General features: G+C 69.9%; 20 protein-coding genes. 7 read left to right on the top strand and 13 right to left on the bottom strand.

Annotation, left to right across the window (positions count from 1 at the left end):
- Complete coding sequence (locus tag LC041_RS00255) at window positions 1–579, top strand: YdeI/OmpD-associated family protein (RefSeq protein WP_226530965.1); 579 nt, start codon at window positions 1–3, stop codon at window positions 577–579.
- Window positions 576–743 carry a hypothetical protein gene (locus LC041_RS00250; protein ID WP_226530964.1) on the top strand — a complete coding sequence of 56 codons (168 nt, stop codon included), beginning with the start codon at window positions 576–578 and terminating at the stop codon, window positions 741–743. The genes LC041_RS00255 and LC041_RS00250 overlap by 4 nt, the downstream gene beginning before the upstream one ends.
- Window positions 744–907: 164 nt before the next feature.
- On the opposite strand, the gene LC041_RS00245 is transcribed toward LC041_RS00250, so the two are convergent.
- From LC041_RS00245 to LC041_RS00205, 9 genes are all read right to left on the bottom strand, one after another.
- Entirely contained in the window at window positions 908–2,536 is a 1,629-nt protein-coding gene (locus tag LC041_RS00245) for an ABC transporter ATP-binding protein (RefSeq protein ID WP_226530963.1), read from the bottom strand.
- Window positions 2,533–3,618 carry a serine hydrolase domain-containing protein gene (locus LC041_RS00240; protein WP_226530962.1) on the bottom strand — a complete coding sequence of 362 codons (1,086 nt, stop codon included), beginning with the start codon at window positions 3,616–3,618 and terminating at the stop codon, window positions 2,533–2,535. Before LC041_RS00240 ends, LC041_RS00245 begins: the two co-directional genes overlap by 4 nt.
- The gene (locus LC041_RS00235; RefSeq protein ID WP_226530961.1) at window positions 3,615–4,766 is read right to left on the bottom strand and encodes a mandelate racemase/muconate lactonizing enzyme family protein; all 1,152 of its coding nucleotides are present in this window, start codon (window positions 4,764–4,766) and stop codon (window positions 3,615–3,617) included. Before LC041_RS00235 ends, LC041_RS00240 begins: the two co-directional genes overlap by 4 nt.
- Entirely contained in the window at window positions 4,763–5,263 is a 501-nt protein-coding gene (locus LC041_RS00230) for a GNAT family N-acetyltransferase (protein WP_226531783.1), read from the bottom strand. The genes LC041_RS00235 and LC041_RS00230 overlap by 4 nt, the downstream gene beginning before the upstream one ends.
- Window positions 5,263–6,453 (bottom strand): anhydro-N-acetylmuramic acid kinase, encoded by a 1,191-nt coding sequence (locus tag LC041_RS00225; protein WP_226530960.1) that lies wholly within the window; start codon window positions 6,451–6,453, stop codon window positions 5,263–5,265. Before LC041_RS00225 ends, LC041_RS00230 begins: the two co-directional genes overlap by 1 nt.
- Window positions 6,453–7,358, bottom strand: coding sequence for an N-acetylmuramic acid 6-phosphate etherase (gene murQ, locus LC041_RS00220; RefSeq protein WP_226530959.1), 906 nt, complete (start codon window positions 7,356–7,358; stop codon window positions 6,453–6,455). The genes LC041_RS00225 and murQ overlap by 1 nt, the downstream gene beginning before the upstream one ends.
- Window positions 7,355–8,242: an ABC transporter permease gene (locus LC041_RS00215; protein ID WP_226530958.1), complete on the bottom strand. Its 888-nt coding sequence runs from the start codon at window positions 8,240–8,242 to the stop codon at window positions 7,355–7,357. Before LC041_RS00215 ends, murQ begins: the two co-directional genes overlap by 4 nt.
- Entirely contained in the window at window positions 8,239–9,210 is a 972-nt protein-coding gene (locus tag LC041_RS00210; protein WP_226530957.1) for an ABC transporter permease, read from the bottom strand. Before LC041_RS00210 ends, LC041_RS00215 begins: the two co-directional genes overlap by 4 nt.
- 65 nt (window positions 9,211–9,275) lie before the next feature.
- Window positions 9,276–10,820 (bottom strand): ABC transporter substrate-binding protein, encoded by a 1,545-nt coding sequence (locus LC041_RS00205; protein ID WP_226530956.1) that lies wholly within the window; start codon window positions 10,818–10,820, stop codon window positions 9,276–9,278.
- Between the two features lie 164 nt (window positions 10,821–10,984).
- Between LC041_RS00205 and LC041_RS00200 the strand changes: the two genes are divergently transcribed.
- From LC041_RS00200 to LC041_RS00190, 3 genes are all read left to right on the top strand, one after another.
- Window positions 10,985–11,887: a MurR/RpiR family transcriptional regulator gene (locus LC041_RS00200; RefSeq protein WP_226530955.1), complete on the top strand. Its 903-nt coding sequence runs from the start codon at window positions 10,985–10,987 to the stop codon at window positions 11,885–11,887.
- On the top strand, window positions 11,884–13,032 hold the full coding sequence (locus LC041_RS00195; RefSeq protein WP_226530954.1) for an MFS transporter: 1,149 nt from the start codon (window positions 11,884–11,886) through the stop codon (window positions 13,030–13,032). Before LC041_RS00200 ends, LC041_RS00195 begins: the two co-directional genes overlap by 4 nt.
- 117 nt (window positions 13,033–13,149) lie before the next feature.
- Window positions 13,150–13,551, top strand: coding sequence for an apolipoprotein A1/A4/E family protein (locus LC041_RS00190; RefSeq protein ID WP_226530953.1), 402 nt, complete (start codon window positions 13,150–13,152; stop codon window positions 13,549–13,551).
- A 19-nt stretch (window positions 13,552–13,570) separates the two neighbouring features.
- On the opposite strand, the gene LC041_RS00185 is transcribed toward LC041_RS00190, so the two are convergent.
- Together LC041_RS00185 and pyrE are read right to left on the bottom strand one after the other, a co-directional pair.
- Window positions 13,571–14,473: an ROK family protein gene (locus tag LC041_RS00185; protein ID WP_226530952.1), complete on the bottom strand. Its 903-nt coding sequence runs from the start codon at window positions 14,471–14,473 to the stop codon at window positions 13,571–13,573.
- The gene (gene pyrE / locus LC041_RS00180; protein WP_226530951.1) at window positions 14,470–15,030 is read right to left on the bottom strand and encodes an orotate phosphoribosyltransferase; all 561 of its coding nucleotides are present in this window, start codon (window positions 15,028–15,030) and stop codon (window positions 14,470–14,472) included. The genes LC041_RS00185 and pyrE overlap by 4 nt, the downstream gene beginning before the upstream one ends.
- A gap of 37 nt (window positions 15,031–15,067) precedes the next feature.
- Between pyrE and LC041_RS00175 the strand changes: the two genes are divergently transcribed.
- Both LC041_RS00175 and LC041_RS00170 read left to right on the top strand, forming a co-directional pair.
- Complete coding sequence (locus tag LC041_RS00175; RefSeq protein WP_226530950.1) at window positions 15,068–15,928, top strand: exodeoxyribonuclease III; 861 nt, start codon at window positions 15,068–15,070, stop codon at window positions 15,926–15,928.
- Window positions 15,929–15,939: 11 nt separating this feature from the next.
- Entirely contained in the window at window positions 15,940–16,749 is an 810-nt protein-coding gene (locus LC041_RS00170) for a Cof-type HAD-IIB family hydrolase (protein ID WP_226530949.1), read from the top strand.
- Window positions 16,750–16,753: 4 nt separating this feature from the next.
- On the opposite strand, the gene LC041_RS00165 is transcribed toward LC041_RS00170, so the two are convergent.
- Window positions 16,754–17,407 carry a dihydrofolate reductase family protein gene (locus LC041_RS00165; RefSeq protein ID WP_226530948.1) on the bottom strand — a complete coding sequence of 218 codons (654 nt, stop codon included), beginning with the start codon at window positions 17,405–17,407 and terminating at the stop codon, window positions 16,754–16,756.
- Complete coding sequence (locus tag LC041_RS00160) at window positions 17,404–18,096, bottom strand: winged helix-turn-helix transcriptional regulator (protein WP_226530947.1); 693 nt, start codon at window positions 18,094–18,096, stop codon at window positions 17,404–17,406. Before LC041_RS00160 ends, LC041_RS00165 begins: the two co-directional genes overlap by 4 nt.

Below are 18,096 nucleotides of genomic sequence, written 5' to 3'. Positions count from 1 at the left end.
ATGGGCGCGCTGGACGACGGCGAGCGGATCCGGGCGGCGGATGCGGCGGCCTGGCGTTCCTGGCTCGAGGAGAACCACGAGCGCGCGGCGGGGGTCTGGCTGCTCAGCGTGCGCGGCTCCGCCGAGGGGGTCGGCTACGAGGATGCCGTCCGGCACGCGCTCTGCTTCGGTTGGATCGACGGACCGGTACGCGTGTTCGACGACGGGACGGACGACCGGGCGAACGGTCAGTGGTTCTCCCCTCGTCGTCCTGGCAGCGGATGGGCGGCGACGAACAAGGCCCGCATCGCGGAGCTCGAAGCCGCGGGGTTGCTCGCCCCCGCCGGGATCCGTGTGCTCGACGAGGCGAAGGCGAACGGCTCCTGGACCGTGCTCGACGGACCGGAGGCCGGGATCGAACCGGACGAGTTCGCCGCCGCGCTCGACGCCTTCCCCGCCGCGCGGACCAACTGGGATGCCTTTCCGAAGTCGGTCAAAAAGTTCGGCCTCACGCAGATCGCGATGGCCAAGCGGGCGGAGACGAAGACCGCCCGTATCGCGAAGATCGTGGCGAATGCCGCGGAGGGGAAACGCCCATGACCCAGAACGACCTGCTGTTCCTCGTCGTCTTCCTGATCCTGCTCAGCTCGCTGACCGTGTTCATCGTGCAGTTCGTGCGCTCCCGTCGCAGACGCGGTGATTCGGACGACGGCCGCGCAGGCTGGTGGGAAGGTCCCTGGGACGACGACGACCGCACGCGCTGAGCCCCACCCCCGCCCGGATGCCGCCCCCGGAGCGGATGCCGTCCGGATGCCGTCCGGAGCGGATGTCGGGAGATTTCACGGATGTCGGGCGGATGAGGGGCATCCGCCCGACATCCGCCCATCCTCCCGACATGTGACCGGCAACAGGCGTGACACCTGCCCGCTCAGGACGCCAGGGAAGCTCCGGGGATCGCGGCGAGCAGTTCGCGCGTGTACGGATGCTGCGGGTCGTCGAAGATCCGCTCCGGGGTGCCGCTCTCGACCACGACGCCGCGCTGCATGACGTGCACTTCGTCGGAGATCATCCGCACCACGGCGAGGTCATGGCTGATGAAGAGGTAGCTCAGGCCCAGCCGCTTCTGCAGGTCGGCGAGCAGGTCGAGGATCTGCGCCTGCACGAGCACGTCGAGTGCCGACACCGCTTCGTCGAGCACCACGAGCTCGGGTTCGAGCGCCAGGGCGCGGGCGATCGCGACGCGTTGACGCTGCCCTCCAGACAGCTCGTGCGGCAGGCGCTCGGCCATCGCCGCGGGGAGGGCGACCTGTTCCAGCAGCTCGAGCACCCGCGCCTTGCGAGACGCCGTGGTGCCGATGCGGTGCACGCGCAGCGGCTCGGCGATCGACTGCTCGACCGTGTAGCGCGGGTCGAGCGAGGCGTAGGGGTTCTGGAAGACGGGCTGCACCCGACGGCGCAGGGCGAACAGCTCCTTGCGGCGGAGCGTGGTCAGGTCGAGTCCGTCGAACAGGATCGAGCCCGATGTGGCGTCTTCGAGCCCGAGCACCATGTTCGCGGTGGTCGACTTGCCGGACCCCGACTCTCCCACGATCGACACCGTGGTGCCGCGGCGGATCTCGAAGCTCACTCCGTCGACCGCCGTGAACGTCTGCGGCTCCCCCGCCTTGGGGGCGCGCAGGGCGAACTCCTTGCGGAGATCGCGGATCTCGACGAACGGGGTGCCCGTGGCCGCCTCGCGCTGCGGCAGGGCATCCCGGCGGGAGGCGAGGCTGGGCGCCGCGGCGAGCAGCTGCTTGGTGTACTCGTGCTGCGGGGCGCCGAGGACCTGCGCGGATGTCCCCTCCTCCACCACCCGGCCGCGGAACATCACGACGATGCGGTCGGCACGCTCGGCGGCGAGGGCCAGGTCGTGCGTGATCAGGAAGACCGCGGTGCCGAGTTCATCCGTGAGTGTGTCGAGCTGGTCGAGGATGCGCCGCTGCACCGTCACGTCGAGGGCTGAGGTGGGCTCGTCGGCGATCAGCAGGCGCGGCTTGCAGGCGAGACCCATCGCGATCAGCACGCGCTGACGCATGCCCCCGGAGAACTCGTGCGGGTACTGGTGCGCGCGTTGCGCGGCGTCCGCGATCCCCACCATCTCCAACAGCTCGACGACCCGGGTCTTCGTGGCGTCGCCGTGCGTGTGGCCGTGCACCTCGAGAGCCTCGCCGATCTGCTCGCCCACACGCATGAGCGGGTTGAGGTTCGACATCGGATCCTGCGGCACGAGGCCGATCCCCGCACCGCGCAGCGAGATCATCGCGTTCTCGGGCAGATCGGTCAGCTCGCGCCCGTCGAAGCGGATGCTCCCGGCCGTGATCGCGCCGTTCTCCGGCAGCAGACGGTTGACCGCTGCCGCGGTGGTCGACTTACCCGATCCCGACTCGCCCACGACCGCGACGGTCTCACCGGCGGCGATGTCGATGTTGACGTCGCTGATCGCGGTGACCAGCTCGGAACCGGTCCGGAAGGCGACGGCGAGACCGCTGATGCTCAGCACGGGCTCGGTGATGCTCATGATGTTCTCGTTCCTTCGTTGTCGTCCAGGAGGGCGGGGAGCACCGTGCGCCAGAGCACTTCGGTCGGTGCGGGTTCGGGGGCGAAGAGGCGGGTGCTCAACAGCACCGCGGCGGTGCCGGTGTTCGGGATGATCCCGAGGGCACAGCCCGTGAAGCCGGGGTGCCAGAGCACACGGGTCGACCGGCCGGCGACGGCGACCGTGTCACTGCGCCACCCCAGCGCCTGTCCGGCATCCGGTCCGTCGCGGAAGAGCTCGGCAACGGTGTCGGGGTTCCACAGCGCAGGATGTCTGTCGGGTGCGGCGAGCGCCTCCCCCAAGGTCAGCAGGTCGTCTGCGGTGCTGAAGAAACCGGCGTGGCCGGAGACGCCATGGAGAGCGTGGAAGCAGTTGCCGTCGTTCACGACCCCGGCGATCTCGCCTTCGCGCCAGGTGAAATCCCTGGAGGCGGTGAGGATCGGATAGGGCTCTCCCGTGGCGACCATGCGACGTTCGGCGATGTCGCCGACCGCGGACGAGGCGACGGGGCGCCCGACGGGTCCGTACCCGGTGCGGTCGAGCCCGAGGGGTGCCGTGACCAGTTCCCGCACGGCTTCGTCCAGGGGCAGGTCGGCGACGGCTTCGACGATGCGGCCCAGAAGCATGAAGCCGAGGTCGGAGTAGTGACGGGCGTCGTCGAGGCCGTATCGCAGCGGGATCGCATCGGCTGCGGCCGCAGGGTCACCGGGGTGCTCGCGGTCGAGGTAGAGGGGCTGCCACTCCCACAGGCCCGCACGGTGCTGCAGGAGGTGGCGCACCGTCGTTCCCGGAGCGCAGGCGGTGCCGGAGAGGAACCGGTCGACCCGGTCGTCGAAGCGCAGGTCGCCCCGGCTGACCAGGTTCAGGATCGCGGTCGTCGTGGCCGCGACCTTCGAGACCGAGGCGATGTCGAACGCGGTCTCAGTGGTGGTCGGGGTTCCTGCGAGATCGGCCAGGCCGCCGGCCGCGACATCGCGCCCCGCCTCCGTCACGACGCCGGCGACGACTCCGCGCGGGGAGGACTCCATCGCGAGCACGGCGGCGACGGCTCCGGCGGCGGTCATGCGCGTACCTCCGCACCGCGGGTGAGGTCGAGGAGGACGTCGGTCTGCGCGTCGGACGCGAGCCCGATGATGCCCAGGCCCGGGCCTGTCCCCAGGGCCAGCACCTCACCGGACAGGGCGACCCCGCCCACCACAGGTGAACGACGCAGCCAGGACGCCGCGTCCAGGTCGTGCACCACGTCGGGGGCGACGGTTGCCGCGAGGTGGGCTGCGGCACTCACTCCGACGTGGGACTCCATCATGCAGCCGACCACAACGCCCAGACCGGTCTCTCGTGCGGCCTCGGCGGCAGCGAGCGCCTCCGCCAGGCCGCCCGTCTTGGCGAGCTTGATGTTCACGAGGTCGGCGGCTCCCCGGGCGGCGATCCCGCGCACATCATCGGCCGTGCGTACCGACTCGTCCGCCATGATCGGGGTGTCCACGGCCGCCGTCACCGCGGCGAGCCCATCGAGGTCGCGGGCCGCGACCGGCTGCTCGACGAGCTCGAGCCCGAGATCCGCGTCCTCGGCGGCGCGGATCACGCGGATCGCGGCCTCGGCGTCCCAGGCCTGGTTCGCGTCGATGCGCAGGGTGATGTCGGGCCCGACAGCGCCCCGGACGGCTCGGAGTACGGCCACGGTGTCGTACGCGGTGGAAGCCTTGAGCTTGAGGCAGCCGAAGCCGGCGGTGACGTACTCCTCAGAAACCGCCGCCACTTCCTCCGGGTCCCCCACGGACAGGGTCATGTCGGTGCGGAGGTGCGACGTTCTTGAGGAGTTGTGCACCGCGTGCGCGCGAGACAGGTCGGCCACGAGCGAGACCCCCTGCTGCTGGGCGTCGAGATCGGCGACCGCGCACTCGACAGCGCTGCGGGCGGCGGCATTGCCCTGGATCGACCGTGCGATGTCCCCGGGGAGCCCGGCGTCGCCGGCATCGCGACCGATCACCACGTCGGCGAGAGGACCCGCGACCGCGGCGGCGACGCTCTGGGGGCTCTCTCCCGTGACGCGCCAGCTCGTGGCGGCTTCGCCGTATGCTCTGCGCCCCTCCGCATCGGTCGCCTCGACCAGCACGACGTCGAGACGGTCCGTCTGCCGCACGGCCGTGATGAACGGCCGCACCAGCGGCGACGCCACCCGGAGCACGCGCAGACGCACCACCGCGCTCATGTCCACTCCTTGCGCATGCGCTGCTCGGGCTCGCCGAACTCCGGCTGCGTGCGGGTGGCTCCATCCGCATGCCAACCCTTCGCCTCGTAGAAGCCGATCGACGGCGCGTTCGCGGCGAACACCCAGAGCGTCGCGGCCTCGGCCCCGGCCTCCCGCAGCGCGGCCGTCGCCCTCGTCAGCAGTGCTCCGCCGATGCCGCCGCCGTGGGCTCGGGGTGACACGTACAGCGAGTGCACGGCGCCGTCGATGCGACCGTCTTCGGAGGGGCTCGCGGCGTACCGCGTGATCCCGACGATCCCGCCATCGCTCTCCGCGACGAGCACGACGCCCGCCTGCTCGGAGAGCACCCGACGCCACAGCGCCTCCGCGCGCTCGTCGCTCATCGCGTCGAGCGCCGTGTCGGGGAGGACGCCGCGATAGCTCTCCCGCCAGCACGCGAGGAACACCTCGAGCACCCCGGACAGGTCGTCCGGGGTGGCGGGGCGCACCTGGAGCATCACGATGCCGCGGCCTCCGTGAGCACGAGGGAGTCGATGGCGGCGACCGGCTCCGGCATCTGCAACGGACCGACACCCGGGGTGATGGTGCCGAGGATCCGCGGCTCGCGAGCGCCGGTGCCGCCGGGCACGATCGCGGGGATGCCGTGCATCGTGGACCAGCCGATCAGGGCGAGGAGGATCGCCTCCTTGCTGTCGGCTGCGGCCCCCAGCTCGTCGGCCAGCACGACCTCCGTCGCGGGCAGCGCGGCGCGCAACCCGTCGAGGATCAGCGGGTTGCGGCAGCCACCACCCGACACGGCGAGGAATCCGATGCCCGCCGCCTCCACGTCACGCGCGACAGTGCGCACCGTGAGCTCGGTCAGGGTCCGTACGACATCCGCGACGGGGATCTCTCGCCCCTGCGCGGCGAGGTGCTCGTGCACGTAGCCGAGGTGGAAGTGCTCCTTGCCCGTGCTCTTGGGCGGGGTGAGGGCGTAGTAGGGGTCCTGGAGCAGAGCGGCCAGCAGCGCCTCGTCGATCTGTCCGGTGCGGGCGATCGCGGCGTCGTCGTCGTAGCCGAGCGGGTTGAGGTCGTGCTCCACGATGACAGCGTCCACGAGTGCGTTCGCGGGGCCGATGTCGTAGGCGACCAGACCGTCCTGCCGCACCACCGTCATGTTCGAGATGCCACCCAGGTTGAGGGCTGCCGAGACTCCGGCGCGCGAGCGCAGCAACAGCTCGTCGAGGAACGACACCAGCGGTGCACCGTGTCCGCCGACCGTGATGTCGCGGATGCGGATGTCGGAGACCACGGGGGCACCCACCTTCTCCGCGATCCAGGCGGGCTGCCCGATCTGCAGGGTGCCCAGCGCGTGCGCGCCCTCGACCCAGTGGTACACGGTCTGCCCGTGCGAGCACACCGCGTCGACGCCGCCCACCTCGGCAGCGATGTCCGCGGCGACCTCGGCGAACGCCTGACCGATGAGCGTGTCCAGCTCCGCGACCTCGGCGAGCGTCGTCTGCGCCGGAGGCAGCGCCGCGATCAGCCGCGCCCGCAACTCGGATGCGTACGGCACGCTGGTCGCCGCGAGCACCGTGCCGTGCAGGTCCACGCCGTGCGCGGTGAAGCCGCCACTGGTCGTGAAGTCGACGACGGCGGCATCGATCCCGTCGTGCGAGGTGCCCGAGATCAGTCCGAGGACGCGCATCAGTTCTCCTCCAGTGCGGTGCGCAGCCGACCATCGGCGGCGGCCAGTCGAGCGGTGGCCGCGACGAGATCCTCTTCGCGGCGGATCATGATCGACGCGAGCTTCACGTCGTAGGCGGCCGTCTCCAGGGCGGACACCGCCGCGTCGCGGTCGACCTCCGCGATGGTCTGCACCATTCGGATGGCCCGCTCGCGGAGCTTGTGGTTGGTGGCCTTCAGGTCCACCATCAGGTTGCCGTAGGCCTTGCCGTTTCGCACCATCGAGATGGTCGAGAACATGTTGAGCACGAGCTTCTGCGCCGTGCCCGACTTGAGCCGGGTCGAGCCGGAGAGCACCTCGGGGCCGACCTCGACCTCGATCCCGTGCTCCGCCGCCGCACTCAGCGCGGTGCCGACGTTGCACGAGAGCCCGATGCTGAGCGCGCCGAGCTCGCGCGCTCGGCGGACGGCCGCGATCACATAGGGGGTGCGTCCGCTGGAAGCGATGCCGATCACGGTGTCGAGCGGGCCGATTCCTGCCGCGTCGATCGCTGCAGCACCCGCGTCCGCGTCGTCCTCCGCCCCCTCGACGGGGTTCACGATCGCGCCGGGCCCTCCGGCCATGATCGCGAAGACGAGCTCCGGCGGGGTGCTGAACGTGGGAGGGCATTCCGAGGCATCGAGCACGCCGATGCGCCCCGGGGTTCCCGCGCCGACGTAGACCAGGCGGCCGCCCTGCGCCATGCGCGCGGCCGTCGCCTCGATCGCGGGAACGATCTGCGGCAGGGCCCGCTGCACGGCGGCGGGCACCGTGGCATCCGCCTCGTTCATGGTCTGCGCCAGTTCAGCCACGCTCATCAGGTCGAGTTCCGCATAGCGCGGGTCGCTGGCCTCCGTGGCCAGTCCACCGAGATCCTCGAGGGTCATCGCTTTCCTCTGTTCCGGGGGTCGAGACTGTCGCGCAGCCCGTCGCCGAGCAGGTTCAGACCGACGACGAGGAGCACCACGATCACGCCGGGCGCGATCATCGTCCACGGGGCGATCGTCACGAGCGTTCGCGCCTCGAAGATCATCGAGCCGAGCGAGGGCGCGGGCGGGGGCGTGCCGAGACCGAGGAAGCTCAGCGATGCCTCGGTGAGCACGGCCCACGACAGCGACAGCGTGACCTGCACGATGATGATCGACGTGATGTTCGGCAGCACGTGCCGGAACATGGTCGCCATGCGACCCTGACCCGTGCTCTTGGCCGCCTTGACGTACTCGACCTCGCGCAGCGACAGCACGGGTCCTCGGGTGACGCGGATGAAGATCGGCACGTACACGATCGCGATCGCCACGGCGATGGTGAACCAATTGCGGTCGAACACCGAAGCGAGCGACAGCGCCAGCAGCAGCGGCGGGAACGCGAACAGCACGTTCGTCACGGCGGTGATCGCGCCGTCGGAGAAGCCGCGGTAGAAGCCGGCGATGAGTCCGCAGACGGTGCCGACCACGGTGGCGAAGGCCACTGCGACCACGGAGATGAGAGCCGAGTTGGCGACGCCGGCGGCCACGCGGGAGAACACATCGCGACCGAACTGGTCGGTGCCGAACCAGTGCACGGCGGACGGCGGCTGCAGGCGCGAGGGCGGATCCTGCGCGAGGGGATCGAACGGCAGCAGCCCGAACGCCGAGACGAGGCTCAACACCGCGAGCAGAGCGACGATGATGAGGCCGGTGAGTCCGCTGCGGCTGCGCAGCAGAAGACGCACGCGCTCCATGCTGCGCCCGCCGCCGGGGGCGAGAGACGGAGTCTGAGAGATGTCGGTCATGCGGCACGCACCCGAGGATCGATGACCCGGTACAGCAGGTCGGTGAGCAGGTTGACGATGACGAAGGCGAGCGCGATCACGAGGACGGTGCTCTGCACGAGCGCATACTCCTTCTGCTGGATGCCGAGCAGCACCTGTCGTCCTATGCCGGGGAGCGAGAAGATCTGCTCCACCACCACGGCGCCGCCGAGGAGATAGCCGAACTGCAGGCCGGTCATCGTGACGATGGGCACCAGGGCATTGCCGAGCACGTGGCGCACCTGCAGTCGCCGCGGCGGGACACCTTTCGCCCTGGCGGTGCGGATGAAGTCGTTGGAGCGGATCTCCAGCACCGCCGTGCGCGTCGTGCGCATGATCGGCGCGGCGATACCGAAGCCGAGCACGATCGAGGGCAGCAGCATCTGCTGGAGGTTCAGCAGCGGGTCCTCGAACAGCGTGGCGTAGGCCTGGCCGTTCGGGTTGAAGCCGAACGACGAGGCGAGGATCGCCAGCAGCGCCGTCCCGAGCAGGAACGCGGGGATCGAGAGCCCGGCCAGGCCGATGACCTGTCCGACGCCGTCGCGGAAGGAGTCGGGCTTCGAGGCGGAGAGCATCCCGAGGGGGATGCCGATGGCCAGGGCGATCACGATGGAGAAGATCGCGAGTTCGAAGGTGACGGGCAGGGCTGCGGCGGTGAGCTCGAGGACGCTCGTCTGAGCGCGCGAGGAGAAGCCGAGGTTTCCGGTGAAGATGTTCCCCAGCCACGAGAAGAACTGCACGAAGAGCGGCTGGTCGAGACCGTAGTACGCCTCGAGGGCGGCACGCTGCGAGGGCGTGAGGGCGGCCGCCTCCGTGCCGAGGCCGGAGCTGATCTGATCGCCGGGGATCGCCCGCAGCATCAGGAAGACGAAGATGGCGACGCCGAGGAGCGTGCCGAGTGCGGCGACGATGCGTCGCAGCACACTGTTGCGGAGGAGCTGTCTGAACATGCGCGTGTGAGGGTGCCTGTCGTCGGGGAGGGAGGGGGCGCGGTGACCGCGCCCCCTCCGTTCCGCTACTTGATGGAGGTGGTCCGCAGGTACTGCAGCGAGCCGTTCGCCATCGGGGTGAACCCGTCGACCGTCGACGCGGTCGCCGTGTACGTGTAGCTCGTGAACAGCCAGATCCACGCGGCGTTGTCCTCGAGGTTCTCGGAGACCTGCGCGTAGATGTCCTTGCGCGTCTCCGGGTCGGCCGTCTGGCGACCCTCGGCGAACAGCGCGTCGAGCTCGGGCGAGGAGTAGCCGGCGACCTTGTTCAGGTTCCCGGTGCTGGTGAAGTAGCGGCCGTACATGCCGTCGGGGTCGGGGCGGCCGCCGTTGAGGGCGACGGCGGCGTCGAAGTCGGCTGCGATCCAGCGGTCGACGAACGCACCGGACTCGAGCACCTCGAGGTCGAGCGTGATGTTCGCGTCGGCCAGCTGGGCCTTGAGGTTCTGGGCCTCGTTCACCGACGTCGCGTACTCGCCCTGCGAGACGATCGTCTTGATGGTGACGCCGTCCTCCTTGCCCGCCTTCTTCAGGTACTCGGCGGCCTTGTCGAGGTCGCGCTCGGGGCACGGACGCGCCTCGGGGTCGGACTTGTACGCGGGAGAGGTGATGGGACCGGTGACTTCGCCCTCGCCGAGAGCGGCCGTGTCGAGCACCTCCTGGCGATCGATCGCGCACTGCATCGCGAGGCGCACGTTGACGTCGGTCAGGTCACCGCGCGTGGCGTTCAGCTGCAGCGCGTGGTAGCTCAGCTGCGGCGTCGTGGCGACCTCGACGTTCGCCCCCTCGGCGGTCTGCGCGACCAGCGGGTCGTCGAAGACGGCCAGCTGCACGTTGCCGGACTGCATCGCCGACACGATCGACGACTCGTCGGGGATCACGCGGAACTCGACCGTGTCCAGCAGCGCCGCATCGCCCCAGTAGTCCTCGTTCTTCGCCAGCGTGATCGACTGGCTCGCCTTGCGGTCGTCGAGGATGAAAGGACCGGTGCCGTTCGGGGTGGTGTTCAGCCCCTCCTCGGTGTCGTCCGAGGAGAGCATCGCCATGTTGATCACGGCGAGGTTCGCGGGAAGCGCGGCATCGGGAGCGCTCAGGGTGAGGGTGACGGTGTTCTCGTCGGTGGCCTCGACCGCGGCGACGGAGGCGAGAGAGCTCGCCGCGACCGCAGCCGTCTCCTCGGCGGCGATGGCGTCGAGCGAGTACTTCACGTCTTCGGAGCCGAAAGTGCTGCCGTCCGCGTAGGTGACGCCCTCACGCAGATGGAAGGTCACGGTGAGACCGTCTTCCGACACGTCCCACGACTCGGCGAGGCCGGGGACCACGTTGAGGTCCTCGTCGAACTCGGTCAGCGTGCCGTACAGGTTCTGCAGGACGTTGACGGCCTGGAACTGCGTCGCCTTCCACGGGAAGAGCGTGTCGGGGTCGCTCGTGACGCCGATGACGAGGTCGCCGCCGGCCTCCCCCGTCGACGGGGTGTCGGACGCGGGTGCGGAACAACCGGTGATCACGAGCGCCAAAGCGACACCCGTGGCTGTGAGGGCGCCGAAGGACGCCCGCCGTGCTGTGCTCATTGCTGATTCCTCCTGGCTGGGACGCGTCGCCGTGGCGTCGGGTCAGGCACTGTTGCCTGCCGCCCGCGAACATCGTCGGTCTGGGTTGGTACTAAAAGTACACGACCGACGCTACTCATGTAACAGAAGTTCCTCTACTGTTATGAACAGCGATCGGAGAACCTATGCCTTACGAAGCCGCCCGCGACGATGCCGGCGCACACCCCGTGCTCGTCCGCATGCGTGCGATCCGTCCGGAGCTGCGTCCGAGCGAGCAGCGCATCGCCGACCTCTTCCTCGCCGATCCGGCGGGAACCGCGGGACTCTCCATCGCCGAACTCGCCCAGCGCTGCGACACCTCGACCACCTCGGTGGTGAGGTTCTGCAAGCGCCTCGGCTACGAACACGTGCGCGAGCTGCGCAACCACGTGCTGCGCGACGTCGAACGCGAGACGTTCGACACGGCTGCACTCCCCGCCGTCTCCGGTGACATCGACCGCAACGACACGCTGTCCGACATCGTCGCGAAGGTGTCGCTGGCCGAGACGCTCTCGCTCGCGGACACCGCCAAGGTGCTCGACACCGAATCGCTGCGCGCCTCCGTCGACGCCATCACGTCCTCGACCAGGGTCGACATCTTCGGTGTGGGCGCGAGCTCCATCGTCGGCCTCGACCTGCAGCGCAAACTCACTCGAATCGGACGCACGGCGCTGGACTGGTCGGATCCGCATGCCGCGTGGACCTCGGCGGCGACGCTCGGCCCTGGCAACGTCGCGATCGCGGTGTCGCACACCGGCACCACGACCGACACGATCGAGTTCCTGCTGCTCGCCCGCCAGACCGGAGCGACCACGATCGCGATCACGAACCACGCCGGCGCGCCGCTGGCCGACCAGGCCGACATCGTGCTGACGACCGCCGCGCGCGAGACCGGCTTCCGGTCGGGTGCCCTCGGCAGCCGGATCGCCCAGCTGATGGTGGTCGACTGCATCTTCATCGGCGTCGCTCAGTCGAACTACGACCGCTCGATGGAGGCGCTGCGCGACACCTTCGCCGCCGTCCACCGCGTGCGGAAGACGGAGGCGTGACCGCCCGCACCCGACGAGCGCGAGCGGGGCTGTTCGCCGCCTTCGCGAGCCTCGGGGTCACGGCCGCCTTCGTCCCCGCGGTCCTGCCCTCCACGGAACGCGCGCTGGCCACCGACCTCAGCGCCGCCGTCCCCGCGTTGTTCGCCGGACTCCTGTTCGGCGTGCTGCTGTCGGGGCCCCTGTTGACACGCCGTTCGACGCACGTCACGCTCATGCTCGGCAGTGCACTCCAGGCCGCCGCCATCGTCGCCGCATCCGTGGCCGACGCCCCCGCCGTGTTCATCGCCGCGGCCTCCGTCGCCGGATTCGGGTTCGGGCTGGTGGAGGCTTCGGGATCCGTGGCGGCGAAGTCCGTGGCCACCGGCAGCGCGACAGGGCTGCTCAATGCTCTGCTCGGCACGGTCGCGGTGTGCGCCGCGGTCACGCCCCTGCTCGTCGCCGTGGGATCCGGAATGCGTCCGATGCTCGGAATCCTGGCGATCGTGCCGCTTCTGACTCTCGCGATGCTCGTGGGATCGACGGCCCCGACCTCTCCCGCCACAGCTCCCGCGCATCGTGACGTCCGCGGGCTGCTCGTGCTCCTCCCCTTCGCTGTCGCGCTCCCCCTGTACGTCGGTGTCGAGACCGTGCTGTCCGGATGGTCGGCGGTGATCCCGGCGCGGATCCTCGCGGTCGATCCCGGTCTCGCCGCGCTGGGGACCTCGGCGTTCTGGACGCTCATGGCCATCGGGCGGTTCAGCGCGGCGGGACTGCGCCACCTCTCCGTCTCGCCGATCGTGATCCTCGTGTCGGCGACGAGCGGCGCGGCGGTCCTGATGGCGACCGCGGGGCTGCTGGTGGGGTCCGCGCCGGGGGCGGCGCTCATCGCTTTGGCCGCCGTGGTCGTGCTTCTCGCGCCCAGTTACGGCGTCATCCTGGGACTCGCCCTCGACCGCCTCGACCCCGCGCGCAGCGCTGCGGTGACCGGTGCTCTCGTCGCCTGCGGCGCGGTCGGCGGAACGTTCGTGCCCACGGTGGTCCTCCTGATCGGAAGGGACCCGGCGTCGAATGCGACCTTCCTCGTGTCCGCCGCGCTCTGCGCGCTCGTACCGGTGCTCATGCTGATCGCCTCCCGACAGCGGCAGACCCGCTCCGCGACGAGCTGACCTCTCCTCCACGCCCCGCGACCACGCCGACTTCTGCACGGATGCCGGAATACCGGCACCCGCACCGCCGAGAGCGGCGTAACGTCGTGGCAACCCATCCGAGCAAGGAGAGCATGCGTGTCCACCGAGGTCCTCGCGATCATCATCAGCGCGATCGGCATCGTGCTCACGCTCGGAACGAGCCTCCTCGCCGCCGGCGCGTGGATGATCCGCCGCATCGACGAGCGCATCGACGGTGTCGACGGCAAACTCACCACCCGCATCGACACCGTCGAAGAGCGACTCACCACCCGCATCGACACGGTCGAGGAGCGACTCACCACCCGCATCGACACCGTCGAGGAGCGACTCACCACCCGCATCGACACCGTCGAGGAGCGACTCACCACCCGCATCGACACCGTCGAGGAGACACTCACCACCCGCATCGACACCGTTGCCGCAGACATCACCGACCTCAAGATCGCCGTCGCCCGACTTGAGGGGCCACCACGGCACCTGCTCACCGCGGGACGGTGAACAGAGCGTGCGGAGCGACCTACCGCAGCACGAGAGCAGCGGCGCCGATGAGCGGCCCCTCGTCGCCGAGCCCTGAGCGCACGACGCGAGTACGGCGCGAGTACTCGTGCGCCGCGCTCGCGGTGAGCGCCTGCTGCACGAGGTCGATGTAGTCGGCCGACACTCGCGAGAATCCGCCGCCGATGGCGACCACGTCGAGGTCCACGAGAGTCGCGGCATCCGCGAGCGATTCCCCCACCTCGCGGGCCGAACGCTCGATCGCCGCCCGCGCGAGGGGATCGCCGGCCGCCGAATCCCGTGCGAGGTCTTCGCCGGTGGCGCCGGTCCACCCCTGCTGCTGGGCCCACGCGGCACTCGCGGGCCCCGAGGCGATCTCCTCGAGCGTCAGGCCGCCCTCCCGGCGCACCTGGCCGAGATGACCGGCGTTGCCCGTGGCCCCGGGGATGTAGGCACCGTTCGCGACGAATCCGCCGCCGACGCCGGTCGAGACCACGATCGACAGCGAGGCACCGGCCCCCTGGGTGGCACCGAGCCACGACTCGGCGAGCGCGAGGGCACCGCCGTCATGGCCGAGCACGGTGCGCACGTCGCCCCCGAGGACGGTGGAGGCCGCGGCGCGGACGGCCCCTTCCAGGAGGAAGCCGCGTGCGAGCGGCATGTTCACCGGCACGATCGCGCCGAGGGAGCGGTCGACGGGACCAGCACTGCCGATTCCCGCGCCGACGAGCTCCGCATCGTCCGGAAGCGCAGCGAGCGCATGCTCGACGATCGCGACGACGGCCGCGTCCAGCGACTCGAACGTGGCGTCCCGACCGGTGGGCTGGCGACTGCGACTCCCCGGGAGCAACCGGCCGTCGTCCGCAACGAGCGCGGCCTCCATCTTCGTGCCGCCCACATCGACGGCGAGCGCGTAGCGCGTCACTGCGGGTCGAGCCCGAGGTCGTCGAGGTCGAAGGCCGCGCGCCATTCCAGGCCCTCGGCTTCGATCGCGGCCTGCGCGCCGGTCTTGCGGTCCACGATCACGGCGACGGCGACGATCTCGGCGCCTTCCTTGCGCAGGGCTTCGACGGCCTTGAGCGCGGACTGGCCGGTGGTCGAGGTGTCTTCGAGCACCACGACGCGCTTGCCCTCGACGTCTGCGCCTTCGATCTGACGACCGCGACCGTGGTCCTTGGGCTCCTTGCGCACGACGAAGGCGTCGAGCGGGGCGTCGGCGGCGACCGACGCGTGCAGCACCGCGTTCGCGATGGGGTCGGCGCCGAGCGTGAGGCCGCCGACCGCCACGACGTCGAGGTCGCCGATCAGGTCGAGCATGATGCGGCCGATCGCGGGAGCGGCACGGTGGTCCAGGGTGAGCTTGCGCATGTCGACGTAGTACGTCGCCTGCTTGCCGCTGGAGAGGGTGAAGTCGCCGTGGAACACCGCCTCGTCTTTGATGAGGTCGAGGAGCGTCTGGCGGTCTGCGTCGAGTGCGGTCACGGCATCCAGTGTAGGAGGCACACCCTAGGCTTGAGGCATGCGCTTGGCCACCTGGAACGTCAACTCCATCCGCACCCGCGTCACCCGCACCGTCGAATTCGCCGTCCGTGAAGACGTCGACGTGCTGGCGATGCAGGAGATCAAGTGCAAGCCGGAGCAGTTCCCGTACGCGCCGTTCGAGGAGGCCGGGTACCACGTCGAGGTGCACGGGCTGAACCAGTGGAACGGGGTCGCGATCGCGAGCCGCCTGCCGATCACCGATGTGCGCACGGCCTTCGACGGAATGCCGGGCTTCGCCAAGGGCCATGAAGGCCCTGATGCACCGCTCGAGGCGCGCGCGCTCGGCGTCATGGTCGACGGAGTCCGCGTGTGGAGCCTGTACGTCCCCAACGGTCGCTCCCTGGAAGACCCGCACTACCTGTACAAGCTGCACTGGCTGGAGCAGCTCAAGAAGTCGACGGCTGCCGAGCTCTCGGCGAACCCCGATCTCCCGCTCGCCCTGGTCGGCGACTTCAACATCATCCCGTTCGATCACGACAACGGTGATCCCGACATCGTGATCGGCCGTTCCACCCACGTCTCCCCGCAAGAGCGCGAGGCGTTCTTCGCTTTCCAGGATGCCGGGGTCACCGATGTGGTGCGCCCATTGATCCCCGAGGGCTTCACCTACTGGGACTACCAGCGCTTGAAGTTCCCGCGCAACGAGGGCGTCCGGATCGACTTCGTGCTGGGCTCGCGCACGCTCGCCGAAGCCGTGACCGGAGCCTCGATCCATCGCGACGAGCGCAAGGGCGAACAGCCCAGCGATCACGTTCCGGTAGTGGTCGACCTCGATGGGCATCGCCTGGGCACCGGTGGCGCTGAGGATGACGACGACCTGCCGATGATCTTCTCCTGAAGGCCGATCCGATGAGCGTGCGGCTGATCGCCACCGACCTCGACGGCACCCTCCTGGACTCGACCTCGACCGTCAGCGCACGCACTCGCGCGGCGCTCGATGCGGCACGAGAACGCGGCATCCACGTGGTTCCCGTGACAGCCCGCCAGCCGATCGGGCTGCGTGCCATCGCGGCGGATGCAGGGTTCGACGGCTGGGCGCTGTGCAGCAACGGCGCCTACGCCGTGCGTCTCGACGACGGGCGGATGCTCTTCGCCGAGGAGCTTCCGCCCGAGACGATCCGGGCACTCGCGGAAGCCCTGCGCGCAAGCATCCCTGGCCTGTTGTTCGCGAGCGTGCGCGAGGCCGGCGAGACGTTCGTGGCCGAAGACGGCTACGCCGCGATCGCGGCTCTCACCGACCACAAGCGCGACCCTGCCACGATGGGCGGGGTGCCGTTGGAGCAGGTGCTCGCCGCCCCCAGCCTGAAGTTCGTGATCCGCCATCCCGAACTCGCGCCCGATGCCCTGTTCGACACGGTCCGCTCTCTCGGGCTGACCGGCTTCGAGGCGACGCTCTCCGGGGCTCCGTTCGTGGAGGTCATGGCCGAGGGCGTCACCAAGGCCACCGGCTTGGCCCGGCTCTGCGAGCACCTCGACATCGACCGCACCGACGTGGTGGCCTTCGGCGATGCACTCAACGACGTCGAGATGCTCCGCTGGGCAGGGCACGGGGTCGCCATGTCCGGTGCCGAACCCCTCGTGCAGGACGCGGCGGACGAGACGACCGCGTCCAACGATCAAGACGGCGTGGCACGGGTGATCGAGCGACTCCTCGGCTGAGATCTCACTCGAACGTCCCGACCTGCGGCACTCGATCGGTCCGCGCGTAGCGGAACAGCGTCACCCCGGCCTCATCGGTGATCGGCGGTTCGAGCAGGCGCAGTACGGCCGGAAGCGCGCCGTCGTCGAAGACCTTCTTCCCGGCGCCGAGCAGCAGCGGGTACACCCAGAGGTTCAACTCGTCGAACAGTCCCTCGGCGAGCAGCGTGTGGACGAAGTCGATGCTGCCGATCACGTGCACCTCGCGATGGGCCGCCCGCATCGCCGCGACCTCCGCGGCGAGGTTGGCACCGACGCGCGTGCTGCCCTCCCAGCCGAGCGCGAGATCGGCATCCCGCGTCGCGACGTACTTCGGCACGCGGTTGAAGAGCGTGCCGATGTCGCCGGACTCACCCTCGGTGTGATGGGGCCAGTACGAGGCGAAGATGTCGTACGTGCGCCGACCGAGCAGCAGCGCGTCGAGCCCGCGCATCCCCTTCTCGATCTCGGGACCGACGCCGGACGAGGGGTATCCGGCCTGCCAACCGCCGAACCGGAACCCGCCCGACGTGTCCTCATCGGTGCCGCCCGGCCCCTGGGCCACGCCGTCGAGTGTCATGAAGAGGTCGATCAGGATGCGGCCGGCTGCCTGTTGTTCGTCAACATACTGGCTGTTCATGTGGTGCTCCTCACGGTGAGTCGTGCGATGTGGAAGGTGCGGGCGAACGAGTCCAGCAGGGATTCGTCGCCGCGGACGACTGCGACGATGTCCTGCGCGAGCGCTTGCAGCGGTGTGATCTCGCCGGAGATGAGGCGGCGGATGCCGGGTCCCGCCACGATCACGGCATCCGGTTCGCCTTCCGGCGGGCGTCCTCCCACCGGCGGGGCGGGCGGTGCGAGCTGCGCGACCCGGAGCTCCCCGTCACGCACCGATGCGCGGAGGGCGACGTCACCGACGTGCAGCTCGTACTCCGCATCCGCAGCTGCGTCGGCGATGAAGGCCGTGCGCAGCGCCATCGTGAGGGAGTCCGCGGTGACGACGTCGCCCTCTTCCGGATCGCCCATCGCCTGGAAGCCCCATCGTCCGAGCGCCAGCATGATCGGCTCGAACGAGCGTCCGTAGGGTGTGAGTTCGTACACGAGTCCGCAGTTGAGCAGCGGCACCCGCCGCACGACCCCGCCCTCCTGGAGCTCCTTCAGCCGGGTCGACAGGATGTTGGTCGGGATGCGCGGCAGCCCCTGCTTGAGGTCGGTGTAGCGCCGGGGGCCGACGAGCAGATCGCGGACGATGAGCAGAGCCCACCGCTCCCCGATCAGCTCGACCGCCGTCGTCACACCGCAGTACTGTCCATAGCTGCGCGCGGCCAC

Origin of the sequence: Microbacterium paraoxydans (genome assembly GCF_020524545.1) — a bacterium.
Classification (GTDB): domain Bacteria; phylum Actinomycetota; class Actinomycetes; order Actinomycetales; family Microbacteriaceae; genus Microbacterium; species Microbacterium paraoxydans_C.
This window is presented reverse-complemented; position numbering and strand designations above follow the sequence as displayed.